The sequence below is a fragment of the Streptomyces sp. 5K101 genome, assembly GCF_046506645.1.
GTDB lineage: Bacteria > Actinomycetota > Actinomycetes > Streptomycetales > Streptomycetaceae > Streptomyces.
The window spans coordinates 144727-167430 of record NZ_JBKFFO010000010.1; the positions used below are offsets into that span (position 1 = coordinate 144727).

Annotated in this window: 31 protein-coding genes; 28 read left to right on the forward strand and 3 right to left on the reverse strand. The window is 69.7% G+C overall.

What is annotated here, in order from left to right:
- Window positions 1-64 precede the first annotated feature (64 nt).
- Both ACLB9X_RS20570 and ACLB9X_RS20575 read left to right on the forward strand, forming a co-directional pair.
- Window positions 65-616, forward strand: a complete 552-nt coding sequence (locus ACLB9X_RS20570; protein WP_410361845.1) for a cysteine hydrolase family protein — start codon at window positions 65-67, stop codon at window positions 614-616.
- Window positions 613-1527: a GlxA family transcriptional regulator gene (locus ACLB9X_RS20575; RefSeq protein ID WP_410361846.1), complete on the forward strand. Its 915-nt coding sequence runs from the start codon at window positions 613-615 to the stop codon at window positions 1525-1527. Before ACLB9X_RS20570 ends, ACLB9X_RS20575 begins: the two co-directional genes overlap by 4 nt.
- Before the next feature lie 15 nt (window positions 1528-1542).
- Here the strand turns inward: ACLB9X_RS20575 and ACLB9X_RS20580 are convergent, their stop codons facing one another.
- From ACLB9X_RS20580 to ACLB9X_RS20590, 3 genes are all read right to left on the reverse strand, one after another.
- Window positions 1543-3693, reverse strand: a complete 2151-nt coding sequence (locus ACLB9X_RS20580) for a PIG-L family deacetylase (RefSeq protein WP_410361967.1) — start codon at window positions 3691-3693, stop codon at window positions 1543-1545.
- Window positions 3694-3899: 206 nt separating this feature from the next.
- The gene (locus tag ACLB9X_RS20585) at window positions 3900-6833 is read right to left on the reverse strand and encodes a poly(A) polymerase (RefSeq protein ID WP_410361847.1); all 2934 of its coding nucleotides are present in this window, start codon (window positions 6831-6833) and stop codon (window positions 3900-3902) included.
- A gap of 2 nt (window positions 6834-6835) precedes the next feature.
- On the reverse strand, window positions 6836-8497 hold the full coding sequence (locus ACLB9X_RS20590; RefSeq protein WP_410361848.1) for an RNA ligase family protein: 1662 nt from the start codon (window positions 8495-8497) through the stop codon (window positions 6836-6838).
- 586 nt (window positions 8498-9083) lie between these two features.
- Here ACLB9X_RS20590 and rpsJ point away from each other — a divergent pair.
- The 26 genes from rpsJ to rpmJ all read left to right on the forward strand — a co-directional run bounded on the left by rpsJ (window position 9084) and on the right by rpmJ (window position 22532).
- Window positions 9084-9392, forward strand: a complete 309-nt coding sequence (rpsJ, locus tag ACLB9X_RS20595) for a 30S ribosomal protein S10 (RefSeq protein WP_003948644.1) — start codon at window positions 9084-9086, stop codon at window positions 9390-9392.
- A 14-nt stretch (window positions 9393-9406) separates the two neighbouring features.
- Window positions 9407-10051: a 50S ribosomal protein L3 gene (gene rplC, locus ACLB9X_RS20600; protein ID WP_365991349.1), complete on the forward strand. Its 645-nt coding sequence runs from the start codon at window positions 9407-9409 to the stop codon at window positions 10049-10051.
- Window positions 10052-10059: 8 nt separating this feature from the next.
- Window positions 10060-10713 (forward strand): 50S ribosomal protein L4, encoded by a 654-nt coding sequence (gene rplD, locus ACLB9X_RS20605; RefSeq protein ID WP_365991348.1) that lies wholly within the window; start codon window positions 10060-10062, stop codon window positions 10711-10713.
- On the forward strand, window positions 10713-11036 hold the full coding sequence (gene rplW, locus ACLB9X_RS20610) for a 50S ribosomal protein L23 (protein ID WP_410361849.1): 324 nt from the start codon (window positions 10713-10715) through the stop codon (window positions 11034-11036). The genes rplD and rplW overlap by 1 nt, the downstream gene beginning before the upstream one ends.
- Before the next feature lie 39 nt (window positions 11037-11075).
- Window positions 11076-11912 carry a 50S ribosomal protein L2 gene (rplB, locus tag ACLB9X_RS20615; protein ID WP_410361850.1) on the forward strand — a complete coding sequence of 279 codons (837 nt, stop codon included), beginning with the start codon at window positions 11076-11078 and terminating at the stop codon, window positions 11910-11912.
- 12 nt (window positions 11913-11924) lie between these two features.
- Window positions 11925-12206 (forward strand): 30S ribosomal protein S19, encoded by a 282-nt coding sequence (gene rpsS / locus ACLB9X_RS20620; RefSeq protein WP_166628878.1) that lies wholly within the window; start codon window positions 11925-11927, stop codon window positions 12204-12206.
- 43 nt (window positions 12207-12249) lie between these two features.
- Entirely contained in the window at window positions 12250-12597 is a 348-nt protein-coding gene (rplV, locus tag ACLB9X_RS20625) for a 50S ribosomal protein L22 (RefSeq protein ID WP_009327087.1), read from the forward strand.
- A complete protein-coding gene (rpsC, locus tag ACLB9X_RS20630) occupies window positions 12597-13424 on the forward strand; it encodes a 30S ribosomal protein S3 (RefSeq protein ID WP_177148620.1) in 828 nt (275 codons plus the stop codon). The genes rplV and rpsC overlap by 1 nt, the downstream gene beginning before the upstream one ends.
- A 5-nt stretch (window positions 13425-13429) precedes the next feature.
- The gene (rplP, locus tag ACLB9X_RS20635; RefSeq protein WP_410361851.1) at window positions 13430-13849 is read left to right on the forward strand and encodes a 50S ribosomal protein L16; all 420 of its coding nucleotides are present in this window, start codon (window positions 13430-13432) and stop codon (window positions 13847-13849) included.
- Window positions 13849-14073 (forward strand): 50S ribosomal protein L29, encoded by a 225-nt coding sequence (gene rpmC / locus ACLB9X_RS20640; protein WP_410361852.1) that lies wholly within the window; start codon window positions 13849-13851, stop codon window positions 14071-14073. Before rplP ends, rpmC begins: the two co-directional genes overlap by 1 nt.
- Window positions 14073-14360, forward strand: coding sequence for a 30S ribosomal protein S17 (gene rpsQ, locus ACLB9X_RS20645; RefSeq protein ID WP_262006829.1), 288 nt, complete (start codon window positions 14073-14075; stop codon window positions 14358-14360). The genes rpmC and rpsQ overlap by 1 nt, the downstream gene beginning before the upstream one ends.
- Window positions 14361-14461: 101 nt before the next feature.
- Window positions 14462-14830: a 50S ribosomal protein L14 gene (gene rplN, locus ACLB9X_RS20650; RefSeq protein ID WP_003956455.1), complete on the forward strand. Its 369-nt coding sequence runs from the start codon at window positions 14462-14464 to the stop codon at window positions 14828-14830.
- 2 nt (window positions 14831-14832) lie between these two features.
- Complete coding sequence (gene rplX / locus ACLB9X_RS20655; protein WP_005313570.1) at window positions 14833-15156, forward strand: 50S ribosomal protein L24; 324 nt, start codon at window positions 14833-14835, stop codon at window positions 15154-15156.
- The gene (gene rplE / locus ACLB9X_RS20660) at window positions 15156-15713 is read left to right on the forward strand and encodes a 50S ribosomal protein L5 (protein WP_392323483.1); all 558 of its coding nucleotides are present in this window, start codon (window positions 15156-15158) and stop codon (window positions 15711-15713) included. The genes rplX and rplE overlap by 1 nt, the downstream gene beginning before the upstream one ends.
- 5 nt (window positions 15714-15718) lie before the next feature.
- Window positions 15719-15904, forward strand: a complete 186-nt coding sequence (locus ACLB9X_RS20665) for a type Z 30S ribosomal protein S14 (RefSeq protein ID WP_003956452.1) — start codon at window positions 15719-15721, stop codon at window positions 15902-15904.
- A 209-nt stretch (window positions 15905-16113) separates the two neighbouring features.
- The gene (gene rpsH / locus ACLB9X_RS20670) at window positions 16114-16512 is read left to right on the forward strand and encodes a 30S ribosomal protein S8 (RefSeq protein ID WP_410361853.1); all 399 of its coding nucleotides are present in this window, start codon (window positions 16114-16116) and stop codon (window positions 16510-16512) included.
- Window positions 16513-16533: 21 nt separating this feature from the next.
- Window positions 16534-17073 (forward strand): 50S ribosomal protein L6, encoded by a 540-nt coding sequence (rplF, locus tag ACLB9X_RS20675; protein ID WP_365991346.1) that lies wholly within the window; start codon window positions 16534-16536, stop codon window positions 17071-17073.
- 3 nt (window positions 17074-17076) lie between these two features.
- The gene (gene rplR / locus ACLB9X_RS20680; RefSeq protein WP_177148623.1) at window positions 17077-17460 is read left to right on the forward strand and encodes a 50S ribosomal protein L18; all 384 of its coding nucleotides are present in this window, start codon (window positions 17077-17079) and stop codon (window positions 17458-17460) included.
- Between the two features lie 39 nt (window positions 17461-17499).
- On the forward strand, window positions 17500-18105 hold the full coding sequence (gene rpsE, locus ACLB9X_RS20685; RefSeq protein WP_005313527.1) for a 30S ribosomal protein S5: 606 nt from the start codon (window positions 17500-17502) through the stop codon (window positions 18103-18105).
- A complete protein-coding gene (rpmD, locus tag ACLB9X_RS20690; protein ID WP_071273185.1) occupies window positions 18105-18287 on the forward strand; it encodes a 50S ribosomal protein L30 in 183 nt (60 codons plus the stop codon). The genes rpsE and rpmD overlap by 1 nt, the downstream gene beginning before the upstream one ends.
- 1 nt (window position 18288) lies before the next feature.
- Window positions 18289-18744: a 50S ribosomal protein L15 gene (rplO, locus tag ACLB9X_RS20695; RefSeq protein WP_177148624.1), complete on the forward strand. Its 456-nt coding sequence runs from the start codon at window positions 18289-18291 to the stop codon at window positions 18742-18744.
- A 213-nt stretch (window positions 18745-18957) separates the two neighbouring features.
- Entirely contained in the window at window positions 18958-20277 is a 1320-nt protein-coding gene (secY, locus tag ACLB9X_RS20700) for a preprotein translocase subunit SecY (protein ID WP_177148625.1), read from the forward strand.
- Entirely contained in the window at window positions 20277-20942 is a 666-nt protein-coding gene (locus ACLB9X_RS20705) for an adenylate kinase (RefSeq protein WP_410361854.1), read from the forward strand. The genes secY and ACLB9X_RS20705 overlap by 1 nt, the downstream gene beginning before the upstream one ends.
- 166 nt (window positions 20943-21108) lie before the next feature.
- The gene (map, locus tag ACLB9X_RS20710) at window positions 21109-21945 is read left to right on the forward strand and encodes a type I methionyl aminopeptidase (RefSeq protein ID WP_410361855.1); all 837 of its coding nucleotides are present in this window, start codon (window positions 21109-21111) and stop codon (window positions 21943-21945) included.
- A gap of 194 nt (window positions 21946-22139) precedes the next feature.
- Complete coding sequence (gene infA, locus ACLB9X_RS20715; RefSeq protein WP_003956442.1) at window positions 22140-22361, forward strand: translation initiation factor IF-1; 222 nt, start codon at window positions 22140-22142, stop codon at window positions 22359-22361.
- Between the two features lie 57 nt (window positions 22362-22418).
- Entirely contained in the window at window positions 22419-22532 is a 114-nt protein-coding gene (gene rpmJ / locus ACLB9X_RS20720; RefSeq protein WP_003956441.1) for a 50S ribosomal protein L36, read from the forward strand.
- Window positions 22533-22704 lie beyond the last annotated feature (172 nt).

The window sequence follows — 22704 nt, forward strand, 5'->3', positions numbered from 1 at the left end:
CGTTCCGCCATGGGCCCGGATCGGGCCTGCTGATCGAGGGCCGTGCCTGGTCATCATGGGTGCCATGAGACGAGCGCTGATAGTCATCGATGTCCAGGAGTCCTTTCGGGCCCGCCCGCTGTGGGAGCAGATCGCCGATCCGAAGATCGCCGAGCCGGTGAACAGGCTGGTCCGCCTGGCCCGTTCGGCCGGGGACCTCGTCGTCTGGGTGCTGCACATCGAGCCCGGCAGCGGCGGCCCGTTCGACCCGGTCCTCGGGCACGTACGGCTGCTGGACGAGCTGGAGCGGCCGGCGGAGGGCGAACCGGTCCTGCACAAGACCTCGCACAACGCCTTCACCACGACCAACCTGCAGCAGCTCCTGACCGCCGCCGGCGTGGGCGAGCTGTGGGTGTGCGGCATCCGTACGGAACAGTGCGTGGAGACGACCACCCGCGTGGGCAGCGACCTCGGCTACCGCATGGTCTTCGTCACCGACGCCACCACCACGAACCCGATCGGCGACCTCAGCGCCGAATCGGTCATCGAGCGGACGGAGGCGGTCCTGCGCGACCGGTTCGCCCGGATCGCCACGGTTGCCGAACTGGAGGCCGAGCCGGGAGCATCCGGGGCGTGACCCACGTCGTCTTCGTCCTCGTGCCGGGCGTCCACCTGCTCGACCTGGCCGGGCCCGCCCAGGTCTTCGGCACGGCGGCGGACTTCGGGCATCCCTACCGGCTCTCCTACGTGGCCGAGCAGGAGCAGGTGCCCAGCGCCCAGGGGCTGCCGCTCGCCGCGCGGACCAGCTGGCCGGAGCTGGGGCCGGACGACCTGGTCGTGGTGCCGGGCTGGCGTGCACCCACACTGCGCGGCGGCCCGCTCCCCGGGACCGCCCTGCTGGAACGGCTCCGTGCCCACCACGCCGCCGGCGGCAGTGTCGCCAGCGTGTGCGCCGGGGCGGAGGCGCTGGGGCTCGCGGGACTGCTGGACGGGCGCCGGTGCACCACGCACCACGGGCTCCAGGACGAACTGGCGGCCCGCCACCCGCGGGCGGTCGTCGTCAGGGACGTGCTGTTCACCACCGACGACCGGGTGGTGACCTCGGCCGGCATCGCCAGCGGGATCGACCTGGCGCTGCACCTGCTCGCGGGCCGGCACGGACCGGCGCTCGCCGCGCGGGTCGCGCGCGAGATGGTGGTCTACGCCCGCCGCAATGGGCACGAGCCGCAGGCCAGCGCCATGCTGCGGCACCGCTCCCATGTCGACGACACCGTCCACCGCGTGCAGGACCTCATCGACGCCCGCTTCGCCGAGGCGCTGCCGCTGGCCCGCCTCGCCGCCTCGGCCGGGGTCAGCGAGCGCACTCTGACCCGGCTGTTCGCCCGCGCCACGGGCGGCCTCACGCCCCTGCGCTACCAGCAGACGCTTCGGGTCGAACGGGCCGAGCACCTGGTCAGCCACGGCGCGACGGTGGAGAGCGCAGCACGCGAGGTGGGCTTCGAGGACGCCCGGATGCTGCGCAGACTCCGGGCCAGGACGCCCTTCTGACGCGACCTCAGCACCTCAGCCCTCGGTGCGGGGACGCGGGAACCACGTCCACGGGTGCGCGTCCGCGCCCATGCCGACGACGGTCGCCGTGCCGTCGGCATCCAGGTGCAGTGTGGGCGTGTCGATGTTCTGCGCCCCGGTCGTACGGGTCAGCAGGCCGCCTGCGTAACCGAGTTGGATCCGCCCGCGCAGGTCCTTGCCGAGCAGGACGGCGCCGCCCGCGCCGGTGGCCGCGCGGACGGGCCCGTAGCCCTCGAAGCGTTCAGCGGGCAGTGCCCGTCCGTCGGGGCGTACCGCGGTGAGCCCGGCGGCCGCGGTGCCGCGGGAGTCCGTCGGCGTCGCCCGCTGGTAGGGCCGCTCCTGCCGGTAGAGCAGCTGGAGGGATCCGTCGGCGGCGGTCAGGACGGCCGGAGCGTCCACGGCGACCGGCAGCCCGCCGCCGGGGCGGTGGACGACGGCCCCGCCGGGCGCGTCCTGCGCCCAGTGGTGCACGGTGTCGTGGCCCGCGGCGAAGACGTGGATGCGGCCCGCGCCGTCGACCGCCGTGGTCAGCCCGTCCTGGATCTCGCCGCCCCCGAGGTCCTGCCAGCCGCTCCAGCGCCCGTCGGCCTGCCGCACCCGGCTGCTCACGCCCTTGTCCGCGTTGCGCACGAACAGGTGCACCCGGCCGTCCGGCGCCGTGACGGCCACCGGCACACCGATGCGCCGGCCGCGGTCGTCGTCGTGCTCCGGATTGCCGAGCCCGCGCCAGGCGAGGAACGGGCCGCCCGCGGAGCGCTGCTCCAGCAGCACGATCTCGCGGGCGTTGTCCCCGCCGTGCCCGCCGACCGCCGCGAACCGCAGCCCGAACAGCAGCTGCCTGCCGTCCCCCAGCGCGGTGGCGCCCAGCACGGGCGCGAGCGGGCCCCCGCCGAGGTCGTCCGGCTCTCCCCAGCGCCCGCTGCCGGGCTCGGTCTCACGCCAGCGGACGGCCCGCAGTCCCAGCACACCGTAGGCGGACAGCCGTCCGTCCGGTTCGGCGGCGACCGCCGTGCGGGGGCCGGGATAGCGGTAGTGGGTCGAGCGGACCCAGCCCTTCTTGTTCTTGAGCGGGCGCGTGCCGCCGACGTTGTAGTCGCCGCAGCCGGCCGCGTTGCCGCAGTCCCAGTCGGCGTGACCGCCGTACGGGACGAGGTGGGCCGCCTTGCGGCCCAGCACCGCGGCGGGGAGGTTCTTCGGCCAGTGCCGGTTGTAGTAGCCGCGGAAGGACGTGGCCACGAAGGCGGGCACCTCGCCGTCGTCCTGGGTCGCCTCGGCCACCCAGCGGACCATGGCCGCCCAGCTGAACGACGCCACCGCGGTGTGGTCCGCGTGGTCCGAGTAGCCGCGCTGCTCGCTGTCCTTCCTGCGGGTCGCCTCGTCGCTGTGCTGGATGTCGGGGTCCGGGTCCAGGGTCTGCACGACGGTTGGCCGGTAGCGCTCCATCAGCCCGACGAGGACGTCGACGAGCTGGTCGTAGTCGTACGAGCCGGCCTTGCGGACGGGGGAGTCGTCGGCGACCACGGTCGGCAGTCCGAGCGCCCGGTCCCGCCACAGGCTCGGCAGGCCCATCCGGCCGCCGCGGGCCGTGTGCATGGCGAGGTTGAGGAAGATCAGCTCGACCCTGCGGGCGCCGTTCGCCAGCGTGTTGATCTCGGCGCGCCGGTCGCCGCGCAGGGTGGCGACGCCTTTCTGCCAGTCGGTGAACCTGTCGAGGCCCAGCAGCTCGGCGTACGCCTGGCGCAGCCCCTGGTGGCGGGCCGATGAGTAGGCGCTCTTGTCGGAGGGGACGTCCCAGTCCCCGGGTATGTGGTTCTTGCCGTCCGCCTCGCCCGCGGTGACGTACACGCAGACCAGGGGCACCCCGGCGTCCAGCATCTGCTGCGTGTCCGGGTTCATGAAGTACAGGTCGTCGTCCGGGTGCGCCAGGATCTGCATCAGCTGCGCGCGCCGGGAGCTGGCTATCGGAATGCCGGGCGCCGGGTCGGCCACCGGCCCCTTCCGCCGAGGGGCCGGCACGGAGCAGGCGCCGAGCGCGCCCGTGCCGGCGAGGGCGGCGAGCGCGGTGACGGCGGCGACGACACTGCGGCGGCGCGGTCCCGGCCGCCGCGCGGCTCCCGCACGGTCCTCGCGCGCGGCCGTGGACAGCGCGCGGACAGCTCTGTCGTTCACCGGTGATGCTCCGTCCGCTTCCCCCCGCAGCGGACGGGCAATGCCGTGCCCCCGTCTGCGTACTGTGATCTCCCCAGGCGCGGACGGGCTGGTCAGGAACCCCTTCCGCGATCAACAAGACGGCGGCGACGGGACCCGGGTTGCCTGGGAACGCGGGTGCTTTTCGCCGTTCTCCGGCGTGCTCAGCGCAGCGTGGGCACGTCCCCGCCCTCGGCGCGCGTCAGCGTCACACCGGTGAGCCCCCGCAGCCACCGGTCCGCGATCCGGTCGAGCACGGCCCGGTCCGACGGGGCCGCGCCCAGCCCGATCGCGAGGCGGAGCGGGTCCCTGCCGAACGGGCGGGGCCAGGCGTGGACGTCGGGCGACACCGCGGAGAGCTCGGTGAGCAGCGCACGCATCCGGCCCCGGACCCGGCCCTCGACCGGGCCCTGCGGCACGGTCACGACCGCCCATGCCGCGTGTCGCCGGTGCAGCGGCGGCGGGGACAGCAGGCCGGCGGACCCCGTCTCCAGCAACTCCCAGGCGCGGAACAGCTCCTGGGTCAGCAGGTCACGCATGCCGGGGGTGACCTGGTCGCTGCACGGGCGTACGGGCTCGGTGGGCGTCATGATCACCACGGGCAGGCGGGACGCGCCCGCAACGGGTGATCCCGCGGGCAGGTCGCCCGTGCCGGCACCGGGTGGGCCCACGGGCAGGCCGGGCGCGTCCGCACCGGGTGGGCCCGCGGGCAGGCCAGGCGCGTCCGTGCCGAGGGTGCCCACCGGTTCGCGCCAGTCCCAGGCGGCCCACGTCGCGAAGAAGTGCCGCAGCAGCTCGGCGGGCGGCAGGTCGCCCGCCTCGCGTACGGTACGGGCCGCGAGCAGGGACCACGCCAGCCCCGGCAGCCCGCCGAACGGTGCCGCGTCGAGGCCCCGTGCCCTGGCCCACGCCTTGACCTCCCGGGCCAGCAGGGCGAACGCCTCCCGGCGGTCCCCGAACTGTGCGAGGACCGCTTCGGCATCGCTGACGGCGCTGAGCGCCACCGCCGCCGCCGCGCCCAGGTCCCCGCGGCGCTCGACGGCGGCGGCGGGGTCGGCCGCGCCGGTGGCGACCACGACCAGGTCCACGGTCAGGCCGCCGGCATCCATACGAAGACCGGGCACACGGGCACCGACCACCTCCCGTACGTCCACCGCCTCCGGCAGGGCCGCCGCCAGCCGGGCACTTACGTCCTCGAGCCGAGCGTCGCCCGGCAGCGCGACCACCAGGTCCAGATCGGCGCCGGGCAGCGCGCAGCCCATGCGCCGGGAGCCGACCACGTGCACGACACCGTCGTCGAGGGCGTCCGCCACGCGCGCCGCGACGCGAGCGGCGCGCGTGGCGTCGTCCGCGGAGTCCGTGGACTGGGCGGAAGGCGCCGTGTCCGCGGCGGCCCCGGCGGAGGAGCCGTGGGGCGCATGCGCCGGGTCCGCCTCCTCCGTCCAGCGCACCTCGCCCGTGCCCAGCGACACCGTCGCCCGGACCCGCATCGGCTCGGTGCCGCGCCGTGACAGCAGCGCCAGTTCGCCGACGCGCACCGGGATCGGGGTGAGGCGGGCGGTGCACTCGGCGGCCAGGGCGTGCGGATCCGTGGTCCGGCCCAGGCTGAGGTGCGGCGTGAAGCCCGCTCGCCGGCCGCGGCACCCTGGGAAGCGGCCGGCCAGCGCCTCCCGCAGAGCCGCCCACGGCCTCTCGCCGTCGGCCGCCGGGTCCAGCCACACGGTCGCGTCGTGGCGGTGCCCGAACCACTCCACGCCCGCGAGCCGTGCCTCGAACGGCGCGCTCGCCGCCGCAACCGCCGCGACGAGCGGGACCGCCCGCTCGAACGCGTGCTCCGGCACGAACCCGAAGAGCAGATTGACGTGCGGCGGCCAGCGGCGGATCTGCGGGTCGTGGTCCGCGCGGATCGCCTGCAACGGAGGCCAGACCTCGCGCGGCGGGATCCATGCCAGCGCCGTACGGGCCGTCGGCCCTGCGTCCAGCACCTCGGCCGGCTCCTCGCTCCCGAGGTCCAGGTCGGCCCGTACGCCGTAGTGGTCCGAGACGTACAGGCCCTCCGCCGTGGGAGTGTCGCCGTGCAGCGCGGCCTCCCGCACCCGCAGTGCTTCCGCGCGCAGCAGCACCCGGTCCAGCCGGGAGGCCCGTCCGGTCAGCGAGGACACCGCGGCCAGCGGGTTGACGCCCGGGTCGAAGGTGGGGGTCGTGTCGCCCCTGCCGTGGGCCTCGCTCCAGGCGTCGCGCATCCCGAGAACCGTCGCCGGCGCGTCCGTCCCGTCGTTGAAGTCGCCCATCAGGACGACGTCTCCCTCCAGGGAGGCCAACCCCTCGGCGAGACGTGCCAGTTCGGCGTCCCGCCGCCCCGCGCCGTCGTCCGAGTGGTCGCTGCTCAGGTGCGTCGCGGCCACCGTGACCGGCCCGGTGCCCGTCTCCACGACGAGCGCGGTCACCGCCTTGTGCGAGCCGAGCTCGTGGTGCCCCGCCTCCCGTACGGGCAGCCTGCTCAGCAGGAGCAGGCCGCAGTCGTCGACGTCCCGCGCACCCGGATCGGTGCCGAGCGTGTACGCCTCGCGCACCCAGGGCTCGCCGAGCACCATCGTGAGCAGCCGGGGCTCGACCTCCTGGAGCGCGATCACGTCGGCGTCGGCCTCGCGCAGGGCGGCCAGCAGCAGCGGCCTGCGCACGGCGGTGTCGATGCGGTCGGCGTCGTAGCGGTCCCACAGGGTGTTCCAGGTCAGCACGCGCAGCCGTCCCGCGGGCGTCCGCCCCTCGGGCCTGCGCGCGGGCACCCAGTCGGCGCCGTCCCACACGTGCGGCGTCCGGGCGGCGAAGAACGGGGCCCGCAGCCGGCGCGCCTCGCGCACCCGCCCGGCGTCCGTGTCGTCCATCCGGTCCACGCCCGATGCCCGGTCCCAGACGACCTCGCCGTCGGCCTCGAAGAACAGGACCCGGTGCCACGGGATGTCGCCGCCGGGCACGAACGCGGGCAGCGGCACGCGCCCCGGCCCGGCCCCGCGCCGGCGGACACCGATCACGAAGCGGGCCTGGTCGAACCGCGCGTCCCAGCGCACCCGGTGGTAGATCTCCTCGCTGGTACGCACCGCTACACCTCCTCCTCGATCGTCCCGCTCGCCCCGATGTACCAGGTGCGGTGCGCCTGGCCCGGATACGGCGGGCCGAAGCGGTGCAGCTGGGCGGCGAGGACGGCAGACGGCACCGGGTGTTCGCGCGTGCCGTTGCGCCGGACCAGCTCGTCCTCGTCGACGAGGACGACGGCGTGGGTGATCAGGGCGTCCCGGCGCCGGGCGACCGTGTGCACCAGGGAACGCTGCTGCTGGTTGAGCGAGGTCGCGTCCCACACCGCGGTGCCGCCCGCCGCCAGCGCGGCGTCCAGCCGGTCGAGCCCCGCACGCAGGACCTCTGCGTTGGCCTTCTGGTCGGCGCGTGAACCGCGGGCCTCGCGCAGATCGTCGAGCGAGACGTACGCGTCCACCCCGGCGAGGCCCCGCGCGAAGGTGCTCTTGCCGCTGCCCGCCGGGCCCACGGTCTGGATGAGCTTCGGAAAGCCTCCGGCACGCCACTGCCAGGTCGCCGCGACGGCCTCCGCGGCCGTGCCGATCCGCCCCAGTGCGTACGCCTCGCGCGCCTCGGCGCGGCAGCGTGCCGCGGCGTCCGGCTCCAGGCCGGCGAAGACCTCGGCCAGCCCGGCCAGGGGTGCGACGTCCTCGGCGTGCAGTGCCGACCACGCCACTTGCTCGCGCGCCTCGTCGGTCGGGGCCGTCGCCCGGGCCACGGCGTGCAGGACGCCGAGGTCGGCGGCGTACGACATCCGCACCAGACCCGCCCGCCGGTCCTCGTCCGGGTAGGGCCGGTGCAGCGCCGGGGCCAGCCCGACGAGGTCCGCCACGCGCCGGGCGAGCGGCATGCCGATCACCGCGGCCAGCCTGGGCGCGAGCCACGCCCGACGGCTGCCGTGCAGCAGCGTGGCCAGTACGCCCGCGAGCCGGGCGTCGCCCGTGAGGCCGGCGGCCTCCAGCCTGCCGAGGGCCGCCGCGTCGCCGCCCGGCACCCCGAGCGCGGCGGCCAGCGCCGCCGCTTCGGCGGGCGCGCCCGAGCGGACGGCCCACAGCGGCGCGTTCGGGCCGAGCCCGTTCGCCACGACGGCCGCGTGCATCCAGTGCGTACCGGTCTGCACATGACCGGCACGCACCCACTTGGCCACGCGCAGCCCGAACTCGTCCGCGGGAAAGCCCTCGGCGGTCCGGACGACGTACCCCTCCTGCCGTGTGAGGTCGAGCCGCAGGGCGCGCAGCGCCCGCTCGGCGGATTCGTCGAAGATCCCGCGCCACAGCACGCGCGGCACGGGAATCCCCAGGCCGCCCAGGAAGCGGACGGTCCGGTCCCAGTCCAGGCACCGGCCGCGCTCGTCCCACACGGAGAGGCCGTAGAAGTAGCTGTCCAGGTCGTCGTACGCGATCGAGTGCCGGGCGTACATGTTCTCGCCGCACACCCGCCAGCCCTCGGGGATTGCGTGCCCGATGCGTCCCTGGAGCGCCTTGACCCAGGCCCGGGACGGGTGGTGCGCCGAGTCGAGGGACCGGGCGTGCAGACCGTCGCTGTAGAGCGTGGTGTTCTCGCCGTCGAGCTTCTCGGTGACGACGACCTCGCGCCCGACCAGCCCGCTCACGTCGGTGACGCGTACATCGTCTGCGGTCGCCCCTGGTGACCAGGGCAGATGCCGCGTCCGTGGATACTGCGTACGCATGGTGACCGTTCCCCCGGTGATCGACTGCGTCGTCACTGTAAGTGTGCGCCCAGCGGTGCTTCGAAGGGTTTTCCGCGCGAGGTGTCCGTATCGCCCCGGTATGGACTCCGAGGCCGGGGCGGGCCCGCACCGCGACGCCCGGCTCGCTGCGCGGGGGGACAAGGCGGCTCCGAAGGCCCCGACCGCGTGCCGCGGTTTGACACGCAACCCCCGCGGGGTACTCTCTTCGGCTCGATTGGCCACGGGCCCCGAGCGTGTGGCAGACTGTCCGGGTTGCTCGGTTGAGTGCCGATGCTGCGCGCCTCCCGCCGGGAGGACCGGAAGCGAGTCCCACAGTACTCGTCGATCCCACGCGGGTCGGACGTACGGGAATCTTCCGGGAAGTGTCAGCGGGGTACCGGCCAGGCACCCGGCGGGAGCTCTTCCCGCGGCTTCGCGGTCCTCGGGCCCGCACCCCCTTGGTTGGGAAATCCTTCGGGAGATCTTCGTAGAGGGGCTGCGACACGCCCGACCGCGTGGGTCGGAGAAGAGCGCGGTTCCCACCGGGTTCCAGAGCGTTTACGAGAGACAGGACTACGAAGTAGCCATGGCGGGACAGAAGATCCGCATCCGGCTCAAGGCCTACGACCACGAGGTCATCGACTCCTCGGCGAAGAAGATCGTCGAGACGGTGACCCGCACTGGTGCGTCGGTCGCGGGCCCGGTGCCGCTGCCCACTGAGAAGAACGTGTACTGCGTCATCAAGTCGCCGCACAAGTACAAGGACTCGCGCGAGCACTTCGAGATGCGCACGCACAAGCGCCTGATCGACATCCTCGACCCGACGCCCAAGACCGTTGACTCGCTGATGCGCCTGGACCTTCCGGCCGGCGTCGACATCGAGATCAAGCTCTGAGAGGCGCGGAAGAGATGGCTAAGCAGATCAAGGGCGTCCTGGGCGAGAAGCTCGGCATGACCCAGGTCTGGGACGAGAACAACCGTGTCGTCCCGGTGACCGTCGTCAAGGCCGGGCCCTGCGTCGTTACCCAGGTCCGTACGAACGACATCGACGGCTACGAGTCGGTCCAGATCGCCTTCGGCGAGATCGACCCGCGCAAGGTGAACAAGCCCCTCAAGGGCCACTTCGCCAAGGCCGACGTGACCCCCCGCCGCCACCTGGTGGAGCTCCGTACCTCCGACGCCAGCGAGTACACGCTCGGCCAGGAGATCACCGCCGAGGTGTTCGAGTCCGGCGTCAAGGTCGACGTCACGGGCAAGAGCAAGGGCAAGGGCTTCGCCGGTGTCATGAAGCGTCACAACTTCAAGGGCCTCGGCGCCGGTCACGGCACCCAGCGCAAGCACCGCTCTCCCGGTTCCATCGGTGGCTGTGCCACCCCGGGCCGTGTGTTCAAGGGCCTCCGCATGGCGGGCCGTATGGGCAACGAGCGGGTCACCACCCAGAACCTGACCGTTCACGCCGTTGACGCGGAGAAGGGCCTGCTGCTCATCAAGGGCGCGGTTCCTGGTCCGAACGGCGGCCTCGTCCTGGTCCGTACCGCGGCCAAGGGGGCCTGAGGTAACCGATGAGCACCATTGACATCCTTTCGCCGGCAGGCGACAAGGCCGGGACCGTCGAGCTCCCCGCGGAGATCTTCGACGCCAAGGTCAGCGTTCCGCTGATCCACCAGGTCGTCGTCGCGCAGCTGGCCGCTGCCCGCCAGGGCACGCACAAGACCAAGACCCGCGGCGAGGTCCGTGGTGGTGGCAAGAAGCCTTACCGCCAGAAGGGCACCGGCCGCGCCCGCCAGGGTTCGACCCGAGCGCCGCAGTTCGCCGGCGGTGGCGTCGTCCACGGCCCCGTGCCGCGTGACTACTCGCAGCGGACCCCGAAGAAGATGAAGGCCGCCGCCCTGCGCGGTGCCCTCTCCGACCGGGCTCGCCACTCGCGCATCCACGTCGTCTCCGGCGTGGTCGACGGCGCGGCGTCCACCAAGGCCGCCAAGTCCCTGTTCGGCAAGATCTCGGAGCGCAAGAACCTGCTCCTGGTCGCCGAGCGCTCGGACGAGGCCGCGTGGCTGTCCGCCCGCAACCTGCCCCAGGTCCACATCCTGGAGCCGGGCCAGCTGAACACGTACGACGTGCTCGTCTCCGACGACGTGGTCTTCACCCAGGCCGCCTTCGAGTCCTTCGTGTCCGGCCCCAAGGCCGCCAACGACACCGAAGGGAGCGAGGCCTGATGTCCGAGGCCACGATCACCAGCAAGACCTTCACGGACCCGCGCGACATTCTCGTCAAGCCGGTTGTGTCCGAGAAGAGCTACGCGCTGCTGGACGAGAACAAGTACACGTTCGTCGTCGACCCGCGTGCCAACAAGACCCAGATCAAGCAGGCCGTCGAGGCGGTCTTCTCGGTCAAGGTCACCGGGGTCAACACGATCAACCGCCAGGGCAAGCGCAAGCGCACCCGCACCGGTTTCGGCAAGCGCGCCAACACCAAGCGCGCCATCGTGACCCTTGCTGAGGGCGACCGTATCGACATCTTCGGCGGCCCGACCGCCTGAGGGCGGTCGAGTCGTCCGGAATCGGACGAGGACTGAGAAATGGGAATCCGCAAGTACAAGCCGACTACGCCGGGCCGTCGTGGCTCCAGCGTCGCCGACTTCGTCGAGATCACGCGGTCCACGCCGGAGAAGTCGCTGGTCCGCCCCCTGCACAGCAAGGGCGGCCGTAACAACACCGGTCGTGTGACCGTCCGCCACCAGGGCGGTGGCCACAAGCGCGCCTACCGCGTGATCGACTTCCGTCGTCACGACAAGGACGGCGTGCCGGCCAAGGTCGCTCACATCGAGTACGACCCGAACCGCACCGCGCGCATCGCGCTCCTGCACTACGCAGACGGCGAGAAGCGCTACATCATCGCTCCGCGTGGCCTGAACCAGGGCGACCGGATCGAGAACGGCCCCGCGGCCGACATCAAGCCGGGCAACAACCTGGCGCTGCGCAACATCCCGGTCGGTACCACGATCCACGCGATCGAGCTCCGTCCCGGTGGCGGTGCCAAGTTCGCCCGCTCCGCCGGTGCCTCCGTGCAGCTGCTGGCGAAGGAGGGCCAGATGGCCCACCTGCGCATGCCGTCCGGTGAGATCCGCCTGGTCGACGTCCGCTGCCGCGCCACCATCGGTGAGGTCGGCAACGCCGAGCAGTCGAACATCAACTGGGGCAAGGCCGGCCGCAAGCGCTGGCTGGGCGTTCGCCCGACCGTTCGCGGTGTGGCGATGAACCCGGTTGACCACCCGCACGGTGGTGGTGAGGGCAAGACCTCCGGTGGTCGCCACCCGGTCTCCCCGTGGGGTCAGAAGGAGGGTCGTACTCGTTCGCCGAAGAAGGCTTCGAACAAGTACATCGTCCGCCGCCGCAAGACGAACAAGAAGCGCTAGGAGCGGGTTCAGATGCCGCGCAGTCTCAAGAAGGGGCCCTTCGTCGACGACCACCTGATCAAGAAGGTGGACGCCCAGAACGAAGCCGGCACCAAGAACGTCATCAAGACCTGGTCCCGTCGCTCGATGATCATCCCGGCCATGCTCGGCCACACGATCGCGGTGCACAACGGCAAGACCCACGTCCCGGTGTTCGTCACCGAGTCCATGGTCGGCCACAAGCTCGGCGAGTTCTCGCCGACTCGCACCTTCCGCGGCCACGTCAAGGACGACCGGAAGTCGAAGCGCCGCTAATCGCGGGGTGGAACGACTCATGACTTACACCGAAGGGACAACCATGGAAGCCAGGGCCCAGGCGCGGTACATCCGCGTCACGCCCATGAAGGCCCGCCGCGTGGTGGACCTCATCCGTGGCATGGATGCCACGGAGGCTCAGGCGGTCCTGCGTTTCGCCCCGCAGGCCGCGAGCGTGCCGGTCGGCAAGGTGCTGGACAGCGCCATCGCCAACGCCGCGCACAACTACGACCACACGGACGCCTCTTCGCTGTTCATCAGCGAGGCGTACGTGGACGAGGGCCCGACCCTGAAGCGGTTCCGTCCGCGTGCTCAGGGCCGTGCCTACCGGATCCGTAAGCGGACCAGCCACATCACCGTGGTCGTCAGCAGCAAGGAAGGAACCCGGTAATGGGCCAGAAGGTAAACCCGCACGGGTTCCGGCTCGGTATCACCACGGACTTCAAGTCCCGCTGGTACGCCGACAAGCTGTACAAGGACTACGTCAAGGAAGACGTCGCCATCCGTCGGATGATGACGTCCGGCATGGAGCGCGCCGGCATCTCCAAGGTCGAGATCGAGCGCACCCGTGACCGCGTGCGGGTGGACATCCACACCGCGCGTCCCGGCATCGTCATCGGCCGCCGTGGCGCCGAGGCCGACCGCATCCGCGGCGACCTCGAGAAGCTCACGGGCAAGCAGGTCCAGCTGAACATCCTCGAGGTCAAGAACCCCGAGGTCGACGCTCAGCTCGTGGCCCAGGCCGTTGCCGAGCAGCTGTCCTCCCGCGTCTCCTTCCGCCGCGCCATGCGCAAGAGCATGCAGTCGGCCATGAAGGCGGGCGCCAAGGGCATCAAGATCCAGTGTGGTGGCCGTCTCGGCGGCGCCGAGATGTCCCGCTCGGAGTTCTACCGCGAGGGCCGTGTGCCGCTGCACACGCTCCGCGCGAACGTCGAGTACGGCTTCTTCGAGGCCAAGACCACCTTCGGCCGCATCGGCGTGAAGGTCTGGATCTACAAGGGCGACGTCAAGAACATCGCCGAGGTCCGCGCCGAGAACGCTGCTGCCCGCGCCGGCAACCGCCCGGCCCGTGGCGGCGCCGACCGCCCGGCCCGTGGTGGCCGCGGTGGCGAGCGTGGCGGTCGCGGTCGCAAGCCGCAGCAGGCTGCTGCTGCCGAGGCCCCCAAGGCCGAGGCCGCTGCCGCCGCTCCGGCTGAGAGCACCGGAACGGAGGCCTGACCGACATGCTGATCCCCCGTAGGGTCAAGCACCGCAAGCAGCACCACCCGAAGCGCAGCGGTATGGCAAAGGGTGGCACGCAGGTTGCGTTCGGCGAGTACGGCATCCAGGCCCTCACTCCGGCGTACGTGACCAACCGCCAGATCGAGGCGGCTCGTATCGCGATGACCCGCCACATCAAGCGTGGCGGCAAGGTCTGGATCAACATCTACCCGGACCGCCCGCTCACGAAGAAGCCTGCCGAGACCCGCATGGGTTCCGGTAAGGGTTCGCCGGAGTGGTGGGTCGCGAACGTCAAGCCCGGTCGGGTGATGTTCGAGCTGTCCTACCCGAACGAGAAGATCGCGCGCGAGGCCCTGACCCGTGCGGCTCACAAGCTGCCGATGAAGTGCAAGATCGTCAAGCGCGAGGCAGGTGAGCTGTGATGACTGCCGGTACCAAGGCGTCCGAGCTGCGCGAGCTGGGCAACGAGGAGCTTGTTGCCAAGCTCCGCGAGGCCAAGGAAGAGCTGTTCAACCTCCGCTTCCAGGCGGCGACCGGTCAGCTCGAGAACCACGGCCGGCTGAAGGCCGTCCGCAAGGACATCGCCCGGATCTACACCCTGATGCGTGAGCGCGAGCTGGGCATCGAGACGGTGGAGAGCGCCTGATGAGCGAGAGCAACGTGACTGAGAACAAGACCGCCGAGCGCGGGTTCCGCAAGACCCGTGAGGGTCTGGTCGTCAGCGACAAGATGGACAAGACCGTCGTCGTCGCCGTCGAGGACCGCGTGAAGCACGCGCTGTACGGCAAGGTCATCCGCCGTACGAACAAGCTCAAGGCGCACGACGAGCAGAACGCCGCGGGTGTCGGCGACCGCGTCCTCCTCATGGAGACCCGGCCGCTGTCCGCGACGAAGCGCTGGCGCGTCGTCGAGATCCTCGAGAAGGCCAAGTAATTGCTTGAAGGGGTAACCCTTCGAGTTCGTTCCGCCAGGCTCGGTGGGGGCCTCCGCTGTGAGGCCCCCGCCGGGAACCGGCAGACAATCAGGAGATAGACGTGATCCAGCAGGAGTCGCGACTGCGTGTCGCCGACAACACTGGTGCCAAGGAGATCCTTTGCATCCGTGTTCTCGGTGGTTCCGGTCGCCGCTACGCGGGCATCGGTGACGTCATCGTCGCCACCGTCAAGGATGCGATCCCCGGTGGCAACGTGAAGAAGGGTGACGTCGTCAAGGCGGTCATCGTTCGCACCGTCAAGGAGCGCCGCCGCCAGGACGGCTCGTACATCCGCTTCGACGAGAACGCCGCCGTCATTCTGAAGAACGACGGCGACCCTCGCGGCACCCGTATCTTCGGCCCCGTGGGCCGTGAGCTGCGCGAGAAGAAGTTCATGAAGATCATCTCGCTCGCGCCGGAGGTGCTGTAAGCATGAAGATCAAGAAGGGCGACCTGGTACAGGTCATCACCGGCAAGGACAAGGGCAAGCAGGGCAAGGTCATCGCGGCCTTCCCCCGCGAGGACCGCGTCCTGGTCGAGGGTGTCAACCGGGTCAAGAAGCACACCAAGGCCGGCCAGACCGCTCGTGGTTCGCAGACCGGCGGCATCGTCACCACCGAGGCCCCCATCCACGTGAGCAACGTTCAGCTCGTTGTGGAGAAGGACGGCAAGAAGGTCGTGACCCGCGTCGGTTTCCGCTTCGACGACGAGGGCAACAAGATCCGCGTTGCCAAGCGGACGGGTGAGGACATCTGATGGCTACCACCACCACTCCGCGTCTGAAGACGAAGTACCGCGAGGAGATCGCGGGCAAGCTGCGTGAGGAGTTCTCGTACGAGAACGTCATGCAGGTTCCCGGCCTCGTCAAGATCGTGGTCAACATGGGTGTGGGCGACGCCGCCCGCGACTCCAAGCTGATCGAGGGTGCCATCAAGGACCTCACCACGATCACCGGTCAGAAGCCGGCCGTCACCAAGGCCCGCAAGTCCATCGCGCAGTTCAAGCTGCGCGAGGGTCAGCCGATCGGTGCCCACGTCACGCTCCGTGGCGACCGCATGTGGGAGTTCCTGGACCGCACCCTGTCGCTCGCGCTCCCGCGCATCCGCGACTTCCGTGGTCTGTCCCCCAAGCAGTTCGACGGCCGTGGCAACTACACCTTCGGTCTCACGGAGCAGGTCATGTTCCACGAGATCGACCAGGACAAGATCGACCGTGTCCGGGGTATGGACATCACCGTGGTCACCACGGCGACCAACGACGACGAGGGCCGCGCCCTCCTTCGTCACCTCGGCTTCCCGTTCAAGGAGGCGTGAGCGAGATGGCGAAGAAGGCTCTGATTGCCAAGGCTGCTCGTAAGCCGAAGTTCGGTGTGCGCGCGTACACCCGCTGCCAGCGCTGCGGCCGTCCGCACTCCGTGTACCGCAAGTTCGGCCTGTGCCGCGTGTGCCTTCGTGAGATGGCTCACCGTGGCGAGCTGCCGGGCGTGACCAAGAGCTCCTGGTAATCCCCTCGTTGGGATGACCGGAGTCTCTCGGTAAGCACTGGGTATGGCGGAGGCCCTTCCCTTCATGGCGTAGGCTAGGAGGGTTGGGCGTCCGCCGCCCGTACGACTTACTACGCCGTAGGTCCCCGCGCCGCACCCGTCCCGCCCCTGTGTGGGGAGAGGGATGGCGCATACAGGAAACCCCGGCGAGAGAGGCCGAAGGCCAATTCATGACCATGACTGATCCGATCGCAGACATGCTTACGCGTCTGCGGAACGCGAACTCGGCATACCACGACTCCGTGTCGATGCCGCACAGCAAGATCAAGTCGCACATCGCGGAGATCCTCCAGCAGGAGGGTTTCATCACCGGCTGGAGGGTCGAGGACGCCGAGGTCGGCAAGAACCTCGTCCTGGAGCTGAAGTTCGGCCCGAACCGTGAGCGTTCGATCGCCGGCATCAAGCGCATCTCGAAGCCGGGTCTGCGCGTTTACGCGAAGTCCACCAACCTGCCGAAGGTTCTCGGCGGCCTGGGCGTGGCGATCATCTCCACGTCCCACGGTCTCCTGACCGGTCAGCAGGCTCAGAAGAAGGGCGTGGGTGGGGAAGTCCTCGCCTACGTCTGGTAGTCGGGAACGGAGGAAAAGCTCATGTCGCGAATCGGCAAGCTCCCCATCCAGGTTCCCGCCGGTGTGGACGTCACCATCGATGGCCGCACGGTCACCGTGAAGGGTTCCAAGGGCACCCTCACGCACACCGTCGCCGCGCCGATCGAGATCGTCAAGGGTGAGGACGGCGTTCTGAACGTCACCCGCCCCAACGACGAGCGTCAGAACAAGGCCCTCCACGGCCTGTCCCGCACGCTGGTGGCGAACATGATCACCGGTGTGACCCAGGGATACACCAAGGCGCTCGAGATCAGCGGTGTCGGTTACCGCGTTGCCGCGAAGGGCTCCAACCTGGAGTTCCAGCTCGGCTACAGCCACCCGATCCTGGTGGAGGCCCCCGAGGGCATCTCCTTCAAGGTCGAGTCGCCGACCAAGTTCTCGGTCGAGGGCATCGACAAGCAGAAGGTCGGCGAGGTCGCCGCGAACATCCGCAAGCTGCGCAAGCCCGACCCGTACAAGGCCAAGGGCGTGAAGTACGCGGGCGAGGTCATCCGCCGCAAGGTCGGAAAGGCGGGTAAGTAAGCCATGGCATACGGTGTGAAGATCGCCAAGGGCAAGGCCTACAAGGCTGCTGCCATCAAGCGCCGCCACATCCGCGTCCGCAAGAAGGTCTCGGGCACGGCCGAGCGTCCGCGCCTGGTCGTGACGCGCTCGAACCGCCACATGGTCGCCCAGGTCATCGACGACATCAAGGGTCACACCCTGGCGTCGGCGTCGACCCTGGACACCTCCATCCGGGGTGGCGAGGGCGACAAGTCCGCGCAGGCCAAGCAGGTCGGCGCCCTGGTCGCCGAGCGCGCCAAGGCCGCCGGTGTCGAGGCTGTCGTGTTCGACCGTGGTGGCAACCAGTACGCCGGGCGCATCGCCGCCCTGGCGGACGCCGCCCGCGAAGCCGGGCTCAAGTTCTGAGCCTGCCGTAGCTAGCGGAAACAGAGAGAGGTAAATCCAATGGCTGGACCCCAGCGCCGCGGAAGCGGTGCCGGTGGCGGCGAGCGGCGGGACCGGAAGGGCCGTGACGGCGGCGCAGCTGCCGCCGAGAAGACCGCGTACGTTGAGCGCGTTGTCGCGATCAACCGCGTCGCCAAGGTTGTGAAGGGTGGTCGTCGCTTCAGCTTCACCGCGCTCGTCGTGGTGGGCGATGGTGACGGCACCGTCGGCGTGGGCTACGGCAAGGCCAAGGAGGTGCCGGCCGCCATCGCCAAGGGTGTTGAGGAGGCCAAGAAGCACTTCTTCAAGGTCCCCCGTATCCAGGGCACCATCCCGCACCCGATCCAGGGCGAGAAGGCTGCCGGCGTCGTGCTGCTGAAGCCGGCTTCCCCCGGTACCGGTGTTATCGCCGGTGGCCCGGTGCGTGCCGTGCTCGAGTGCGCGGGCGTGCACGACATCCTGTCGAAGTCGCTCGGCTCGGACAACGCGATCAACATCGTGCACGCGACCGTGGCGGCCCTGAAGGGCCTGCAGCGTCCCGAGGAGATCGCGGCGCGCCGCGGTCTGCCGCTCGAGGACGTCGCCCCCGCGGCTCTGCTGCGTGCGCGTGCGGGAGCGGGTGCGTAATGGCTCGCCTCAAGATCACGCAGACGAAGTCGTACATCGGCAGCAAGCAGAACCACCGTGACACCCTGCGTTCGCTCGGCCTCAAGCGGGTCAACGACGTGGTCGTCAAGGAGGACCGTCCCGAGTTCCGCGGCATGGTGCACACCGTCCGCCACCTCGTGACGGTCGAGGAGGTCGACTGACATGGCGGAGCAGAACCCGCTGAAGGTCCACAACCTCCGTCCCGCCCCCGGCGCCAAGACCGCCAAGACCCGTGTCGGTCGTGGTGAGGCGTCGAAGGGTAAGACGGCCGGTCGTGGTACCAAGGGCACCAAGGCCCGTTACCAGGTTCCGCAGCGCTTCGAGGGTGGGCAGATGCCCCTCCACATGCGCCTGCCGAAGCTCAAGGGCTTCAAGAACCCGTTCCGCACCGAGTACCAGGTCGTGAACCTGGACAAGCTGGCCGCCCTGTACCCGCAGGGTGGCGAGGTCACCGTCGCCGACCTGGTCGACAAGGGTGCCGTGCGCAAGAACAGCCTCGTCAAGGTCCTGGGCCAGGGCGAGATCTCCGTGGCGCTGCAGGTGACGGTCGACGCCGTCTCCGGCTCCGCCAAGGAGAAGATCGCCGCCGCCGGCGGCACCGTCACCGAGCTCGTCTGAGACGACTCGATGGCCTGAACATCCAGCCGGGGATGCCTCCCAAAAGGGGCATCCCCGGTTGGTCGTTCCTAGGGGGGCATGGTCGCCGGTAAGGTGGCGTGCACTGTTAACTTCAGCCCGGTGTGCCTACAGGGCAAACCGTGCGGATACGTATTCGTCGATCCTCAAGACCGTCACCTCTGACGCAGAAGCGCGGGGGTCGCAGGAGGCACCGTGCTCACCGCGTTCGCCCGGGCGTTCAAGACGCCCGACCTGCGCAAGAAGCTGCTGTTCACACTGGCCATCATCGTGCTGTACCGCCTCGGGTCGCACATTCCGGTCCCGGGTGTGGACTATCAGAACGTTCAGATCTGTGTGGATGCGGCCCAGAAGGGCAACAACAGCCTGTTCGGGCTGGTGAACATGTTCAGCGGCGGGGCGCTGCTGCAGATCACCATTTTCGCGCTGGGCATCATGCCGTACATCACGGCGAGCATCATCCTTCAGCTGCTGACCGTGGTGATCCCACGCCTCGAGGCCCTCAAGAAGGAGGGCCAGTCCGGCACGGCGAAGATCACGCAGTACACGCGGTACCTGACCGTCGCGCTCGCCGTGCTCCAGGGCACCGGACTGGTGGCGACCGCCCGCAGTGGCGCGCTCTTCAGCGGCTGCACCGTGGCCGACCAGATCGTGCCCGACCAGTCGATCTTCACCACCGTCGTCATGGTCGTGACGATGACCGCCGGCACGGCGGCCGTCATGTGGCTCGGTGAGCTCATCACCGACCGCGGCATCGGCAACGGCATGTCGATCCTGATGTTCATCTCGATCGCCGCCGGTTTCCCGGGCGCCCTGTGGGCCATCAAGGAGAGCGGCAAGCTCGCGGGCGGCTGGATCGAGTTCGGCACGGTCATCCTGATCGGCTTCGTGATGGTCGGCCTCGTCGTCTTCGTCGAGCAGGCCCAGCGCCGCATCCCGGTGCAGTACGCGAAGCGCATGATCGGCCGCAGGTCGTACGGCGGTACGTCCACTTACATCCCGCTCAAGGTGAACCAGGCAGGTGTGATTCCTGTCATCTTCGCGTCGTCGCTGCTGTACATCCCGGCGCTCGTCGCGCAGTTCTCGAACTCCAACGCAGGCTGGAAAACCTGGATCGAAGCCCACTTCGTGAAGGGTGACCACCCCTACTACATCGCCACGTACTTCCTCCTGATCGTGTTCTTCGCCTTCTTCTATGTGGCGATCTCGTTCAACCCCGAGGAAGTCGCGGACAACATGAAGAAGTATGGTGGCTTCATCCCGGGTATCCGGGCTGGTCGTCCTACTGCCGAGTACCTGAGCTACGTGCTCAACAGGATCACTTGGCCGGGCTCGCTGTACCTGGGTCTGATTGCTCTTGTTCCGACGATGGCGTTGGCAGGCTTCGGAGGCGCGAACCAGAACTTCCCGTTCGGCGGGACGAGCATCCTCATCATCGTGGGTGTGGGTCTGGAGACCGTGAAGCAGATCGAGAGCCAGCTCCAGCAGCGCAATTACGAAGGGTTCCTCCGCTGATGCGAATCGTCCTTGTCGGACCGCCCGGTGCCGGGAAGGGAACGCAGGCCGCGTACCTTGCCAAGAACCTGTCGATCCCGCACATCTCCACGGGCGACCTCTTCCGTGCCAACATCTCCCAGGGCACGGAGCTGGGCAAGCAGGCCAAGGCGTACATGGACGCCGGCAACCTGGTCCCGGACGAGGTGACCATCGGGATGGCCAAGGACCGCATGTCCCAGCCCGACGCCGTGAACGGGTTCCTGCTGGACGGATTCCCGCGCAACGTGGGCCAGGCCGAGGCGCTGGACGAGATGCTGCAGGGCGAGGGCGTGGAGCTGGACGCCGTTCTCGACCTGGAGGTCCCCGAGGACGAGGTCGTCAAGCGGATCGCCGGCCGTCGCGTGTGCCGCAACGACAGCGCGCACGTCTTCCACGTCACCTACACCCCGCCGAAGGCGGAGGGCGTCTGTGACGAGTGCGGTGGCGAGCTGTACCAGCGCGACGACGACTCCGAGGAGACGGTGCGCAAGCGGCTCGAGGTCTACCACACCCAGACCGAGCCGATCATCGACTACTACAAGGCCCAGGGCCTGGTGGTCACCATCTCCGCGCTGGGCAAGGTCGCCGACGTGACCGCCCGGGCGATGGAGGCCCTGCAGCAGGACAAGGCCGCCCAGGCCTGAGCCCCTCTTCGCGGCTGAACCGCCGTCTGCCTCGCGGAGGTGGTTGCGCGTCGTGGGGCCGACTCGATTGATGGTTGCTGTGCGATACGGCCGCGGTGCCCGATGGGGCATCGCGGCCGTATCGTTGAGATGACCCACATCACGATCATGAAAGGCGCGAGCCGCAATGGTGCAGATCAAGACCCCCGAGCAGATCGCGAAGATGCGCGAGGCGGGACTGGTCGTCGCCGCCATCCACGCGGCGACCCGCGAGGCCGCGGTGCCCGGCGCCACGACGCGGGATCTGGACGAGGTCGCCCGCAAGGTGATCGCCGACCACGGCGCCAAGTCGAACTTCCTCGGGTACGGCGGTTTCCCCGCCACGATCTGCACCTCGGTGAACGAGGTCGTCGTCCACGGCATCCCCGACGAGAAGACCGTCCTGAAGGACGGCGACATCATCTCCATCGACTGCGGCGCGATCATCGACGGCTGGCACGGCGACGCCGCGTACACGGCCTTCGTCGGCAGCGGTCACGCCCCGGAGCTCATCGAGCTGTCCCGGGTGACGGAGGAGTCGATGTGGGCCGGCATCGCCGCGATGAAGAACGGCAACCGTCTCGTCGACATCTCCCGTGCCATCGAGACCTACATCCGCCGCCAGCCGCGTCCCGCGACCGGCAAGTACGGGATCATCGAGGACTACGGCGGCCACGGCATCGGCACCGAGATGCACATGGACCCGCACCTGCTGAACTACGTCTCCCGCAAGCGCGGCCGCGGCCCCAAGCTGGTGCCTGGCTTCTGCCTCGCGATCGAGCCGATGGTCTCGCTCGGCACACCGCGGACCGATGTGCTGGAGGACGACTGGACGGTCGTCACGACCGACGGCACCTGGTCCTCGCACTGGGAGCACTCCGTGGCGCTCACGGAGGACGGCCCGCTGGTGCTGACCGCCCCCGACGGCGGCAAGGCGAAGCTGGCCGAACTGGGCATCACGGCGGCGCCGGACCCCCTGGCCTGACGGCCTGGGGAATCCTGTGGCCGGACGGCCGGGTGCTGTCGCGACGGAGCGTAACGATCTTCTACGGTGGGCACACTTGCCGGATTCGTCTTTTCCAAGGGCCTGACGTAGACTGATGCGTCGGCTCTCGTGTACCCGTGTGTCCGCACCCGGGGAGGAGAGTCGATCAAGGTAGCCGATTCGAAGGGCGAAGCGTGGCCAAGAAGCAAGGTGCCATCGAAATCGAGGGCACCGTGATCGAGTCCCTCCCGAACGCCATGTTCAAGGTGGAGCTCCAGAACGGTCACAAGGTCCTCGCGCACATCTCCGGCAAGATGCGGATGCACTACATCCGGATCCTCCCGGACGACCGGGTCGTCGTGGAGCTCTCTCCTTACGACCTGACGCGTGGGCGGATCGTCTACCGCTACAAGTAGATCTTGTCGCACCCCCTTCGCGGGGTGTCGGCACTGACCCGGAGAACCTCACATCCCATGAAGGTCAAGCCGAGCGTCAAGAAGATCTGCGACAAGTGCAAGGTGATCCGCCGTCACGGCCGGGTCATGGTCATCTGCGACAACCTGCGCCACAAGCAGCGCCAGGGCTGACGCACGACCACCTGCACTCGCAGTTCTTCGCGCGACGCACGTAAAAACATGTACATACGCAGAGCCCGCCTGGCCACGGCTGGCGACACCTCCGGTGGAGGCCGGAGACCTGGGCGTACCACCCTTGTCGAAGGGTCGGCGACCACGGAACGGCTTTGCGGAAGACCTCCGA

Coding starts and splice junctions, on each gene's coding strand:
- rpsC (WP_177148620.1), top strand. CDS start 12,597: ATGGGCCAGAAGGTAAACCCGCACGGGTTCCGGCTCGGTATCACCACG.
- rpmJ (WP_003956441.1), top strand. CDS start 22,419: ATGAAGGTCAAGCCGAGCGTCAAGAAGATCTGCGACAAGTGCAAGGTG.
- rplP (WP_410361851.1), top strand. CDS start 13,430: ATGCTGATCCCCCGTAGGGTCAAGCACCGCAAGCAGCACCACCCGAAG.
- rpsJ (WP_003948644.1), top strand. CDS start 9,084: ATGGCGGGACAGAAGATCCGCATCCGGCTCAAGGCCTACGACCACGAG.
- rplB (WP_410361850.1), top strand. CDS start 11,076: ATGGGAATCCGCAAGTACAAGCCGACTACGCCGGGCCGTCGTGGCTCC.
- ACLB9X_RS20705 (WP_410361854.1), top strand. CDS start 20,277: ATGCGAATCGTCCTTGTCGGACCGCCCGGTGCCGGGAAGGGAACGCAG.
- rplD (WP_365991348.1), top strand. CDS start 10,060: ATGAGCACCATTGACATCCTTTCGCCGGCAGGCGACAAGGCCGGGACC.
- rpmC (WP_410361852.1), top strand. CDS start 13,849: ATGACTGCCGGTACCAAGGCGTCCGAGCTGCGCGAGCTGGGCAACGAG.
- rplF (WP_365991346.1), top strand. CDS start 16,534: ATGTCGCGAATCGGCAAGCTCCCCATCCAGGTTCCCGCCGGTGTGGAC.
- rplO (WP_177148624.1), top strand. CDS start 18,289: ATGGCGGAGCAGAACCCGCTGAAGGTCCACAACCTCCGTCCCGCCCCC.
- map (WP_410361855.1), top strand. CDS start 21,109: ATGGTGCAGATCAAGACCCCCGAGCAGATCGCGAAGATGCGCGAGGCG.
- rpmD (WP_071273185.1), top strand. CDS start 18,105: ATGGCTCGCCTCAAGATCACGCAGACGAAGTCGTACATCGGCAGCAAG.
- rplV (WP_009327087.1), top strand. CDS start 12,250: ATGGAAGCCAGGGCCCAGGCGCGGTACATCCGCGTCACGCCCATGAAG.
- rplE (WP_392323483.1), top strand. CDS start 15,156: ATGGCTACCACCACCACTCCGCGTCTGAAGACGAAGTACCGCGAGGAG.
- rplX (WP_005313570.1), top strand. CDS start 14,833: ATGAAGATCAAGAAGGGCGACCTGGTACAGGTCATCACCGGCAAGGAC.
- rplR (WP_177148623.1), top strand. CDS start 17,077: ATGGCATACGGTGTGAAGATCGCCAAGGGCAAGGCCTACAAGGCTGCT.
- rpsQ (WP_262006829.1), top strand. CDS start 14,073: ATGAGCGAGAGCAACGTGACTGAGAACAAGACCGCCGAGCGCGGGTTC.
- ACLB9X_RS20665 (WP_003956452.1), top strand. CDS start 15,719: ATGGCGAAGAAGGCTCTGATTGCCAAGGCTGCTCGTAAGCCGAAGTTC.
- rpsE (WP_005313527.1), top strand. CDS start 17,500: ATGGCTGGACCCCAGCGCCGCGGAAGCGGTGCCGGTGGCGGCGAGCGG.
- rplW (WP_410361849.1), top strand. CDS start 10,713: ATGTCCGAGGCCACGATCACCAGCAAGACCTTCACGGACCCGCGCGAC.
- ACLB9X_RS20570 (WP_410361845.1), top strand. CDS start 65: ATGAGACGAGCGCTGATAGTCATCGATGTCCAGGAGTCCTTTCGGGCC.
- rpsH (WP_410361853.1), top strand. CDS start 16,114: ATGACCATGACTGATCCGATCGCAGACATGCTTACGCGTCTGCGGAAC.
- rpsS (WP_166628878.1), top strand. CDS start 11,925: ATGCCGCGCAGTCTCAAGAAGGGGCCCTTCGTCGACGACCACCTGATC.
- ACLB9X_RS20590 (WP_410361848.1), bottom strand. CDS start 8,497: ATGCGTACGCAGTATCCACGGACGCGGCATCTGCCCTGGTCACCAGGG.
- rplC (WP_365991349.1), top strand. CDS start 9,407: ATGGCTAAGCAGATCAAGGGCGTCCTGGGCGAGAAGCTCGGCATGACC.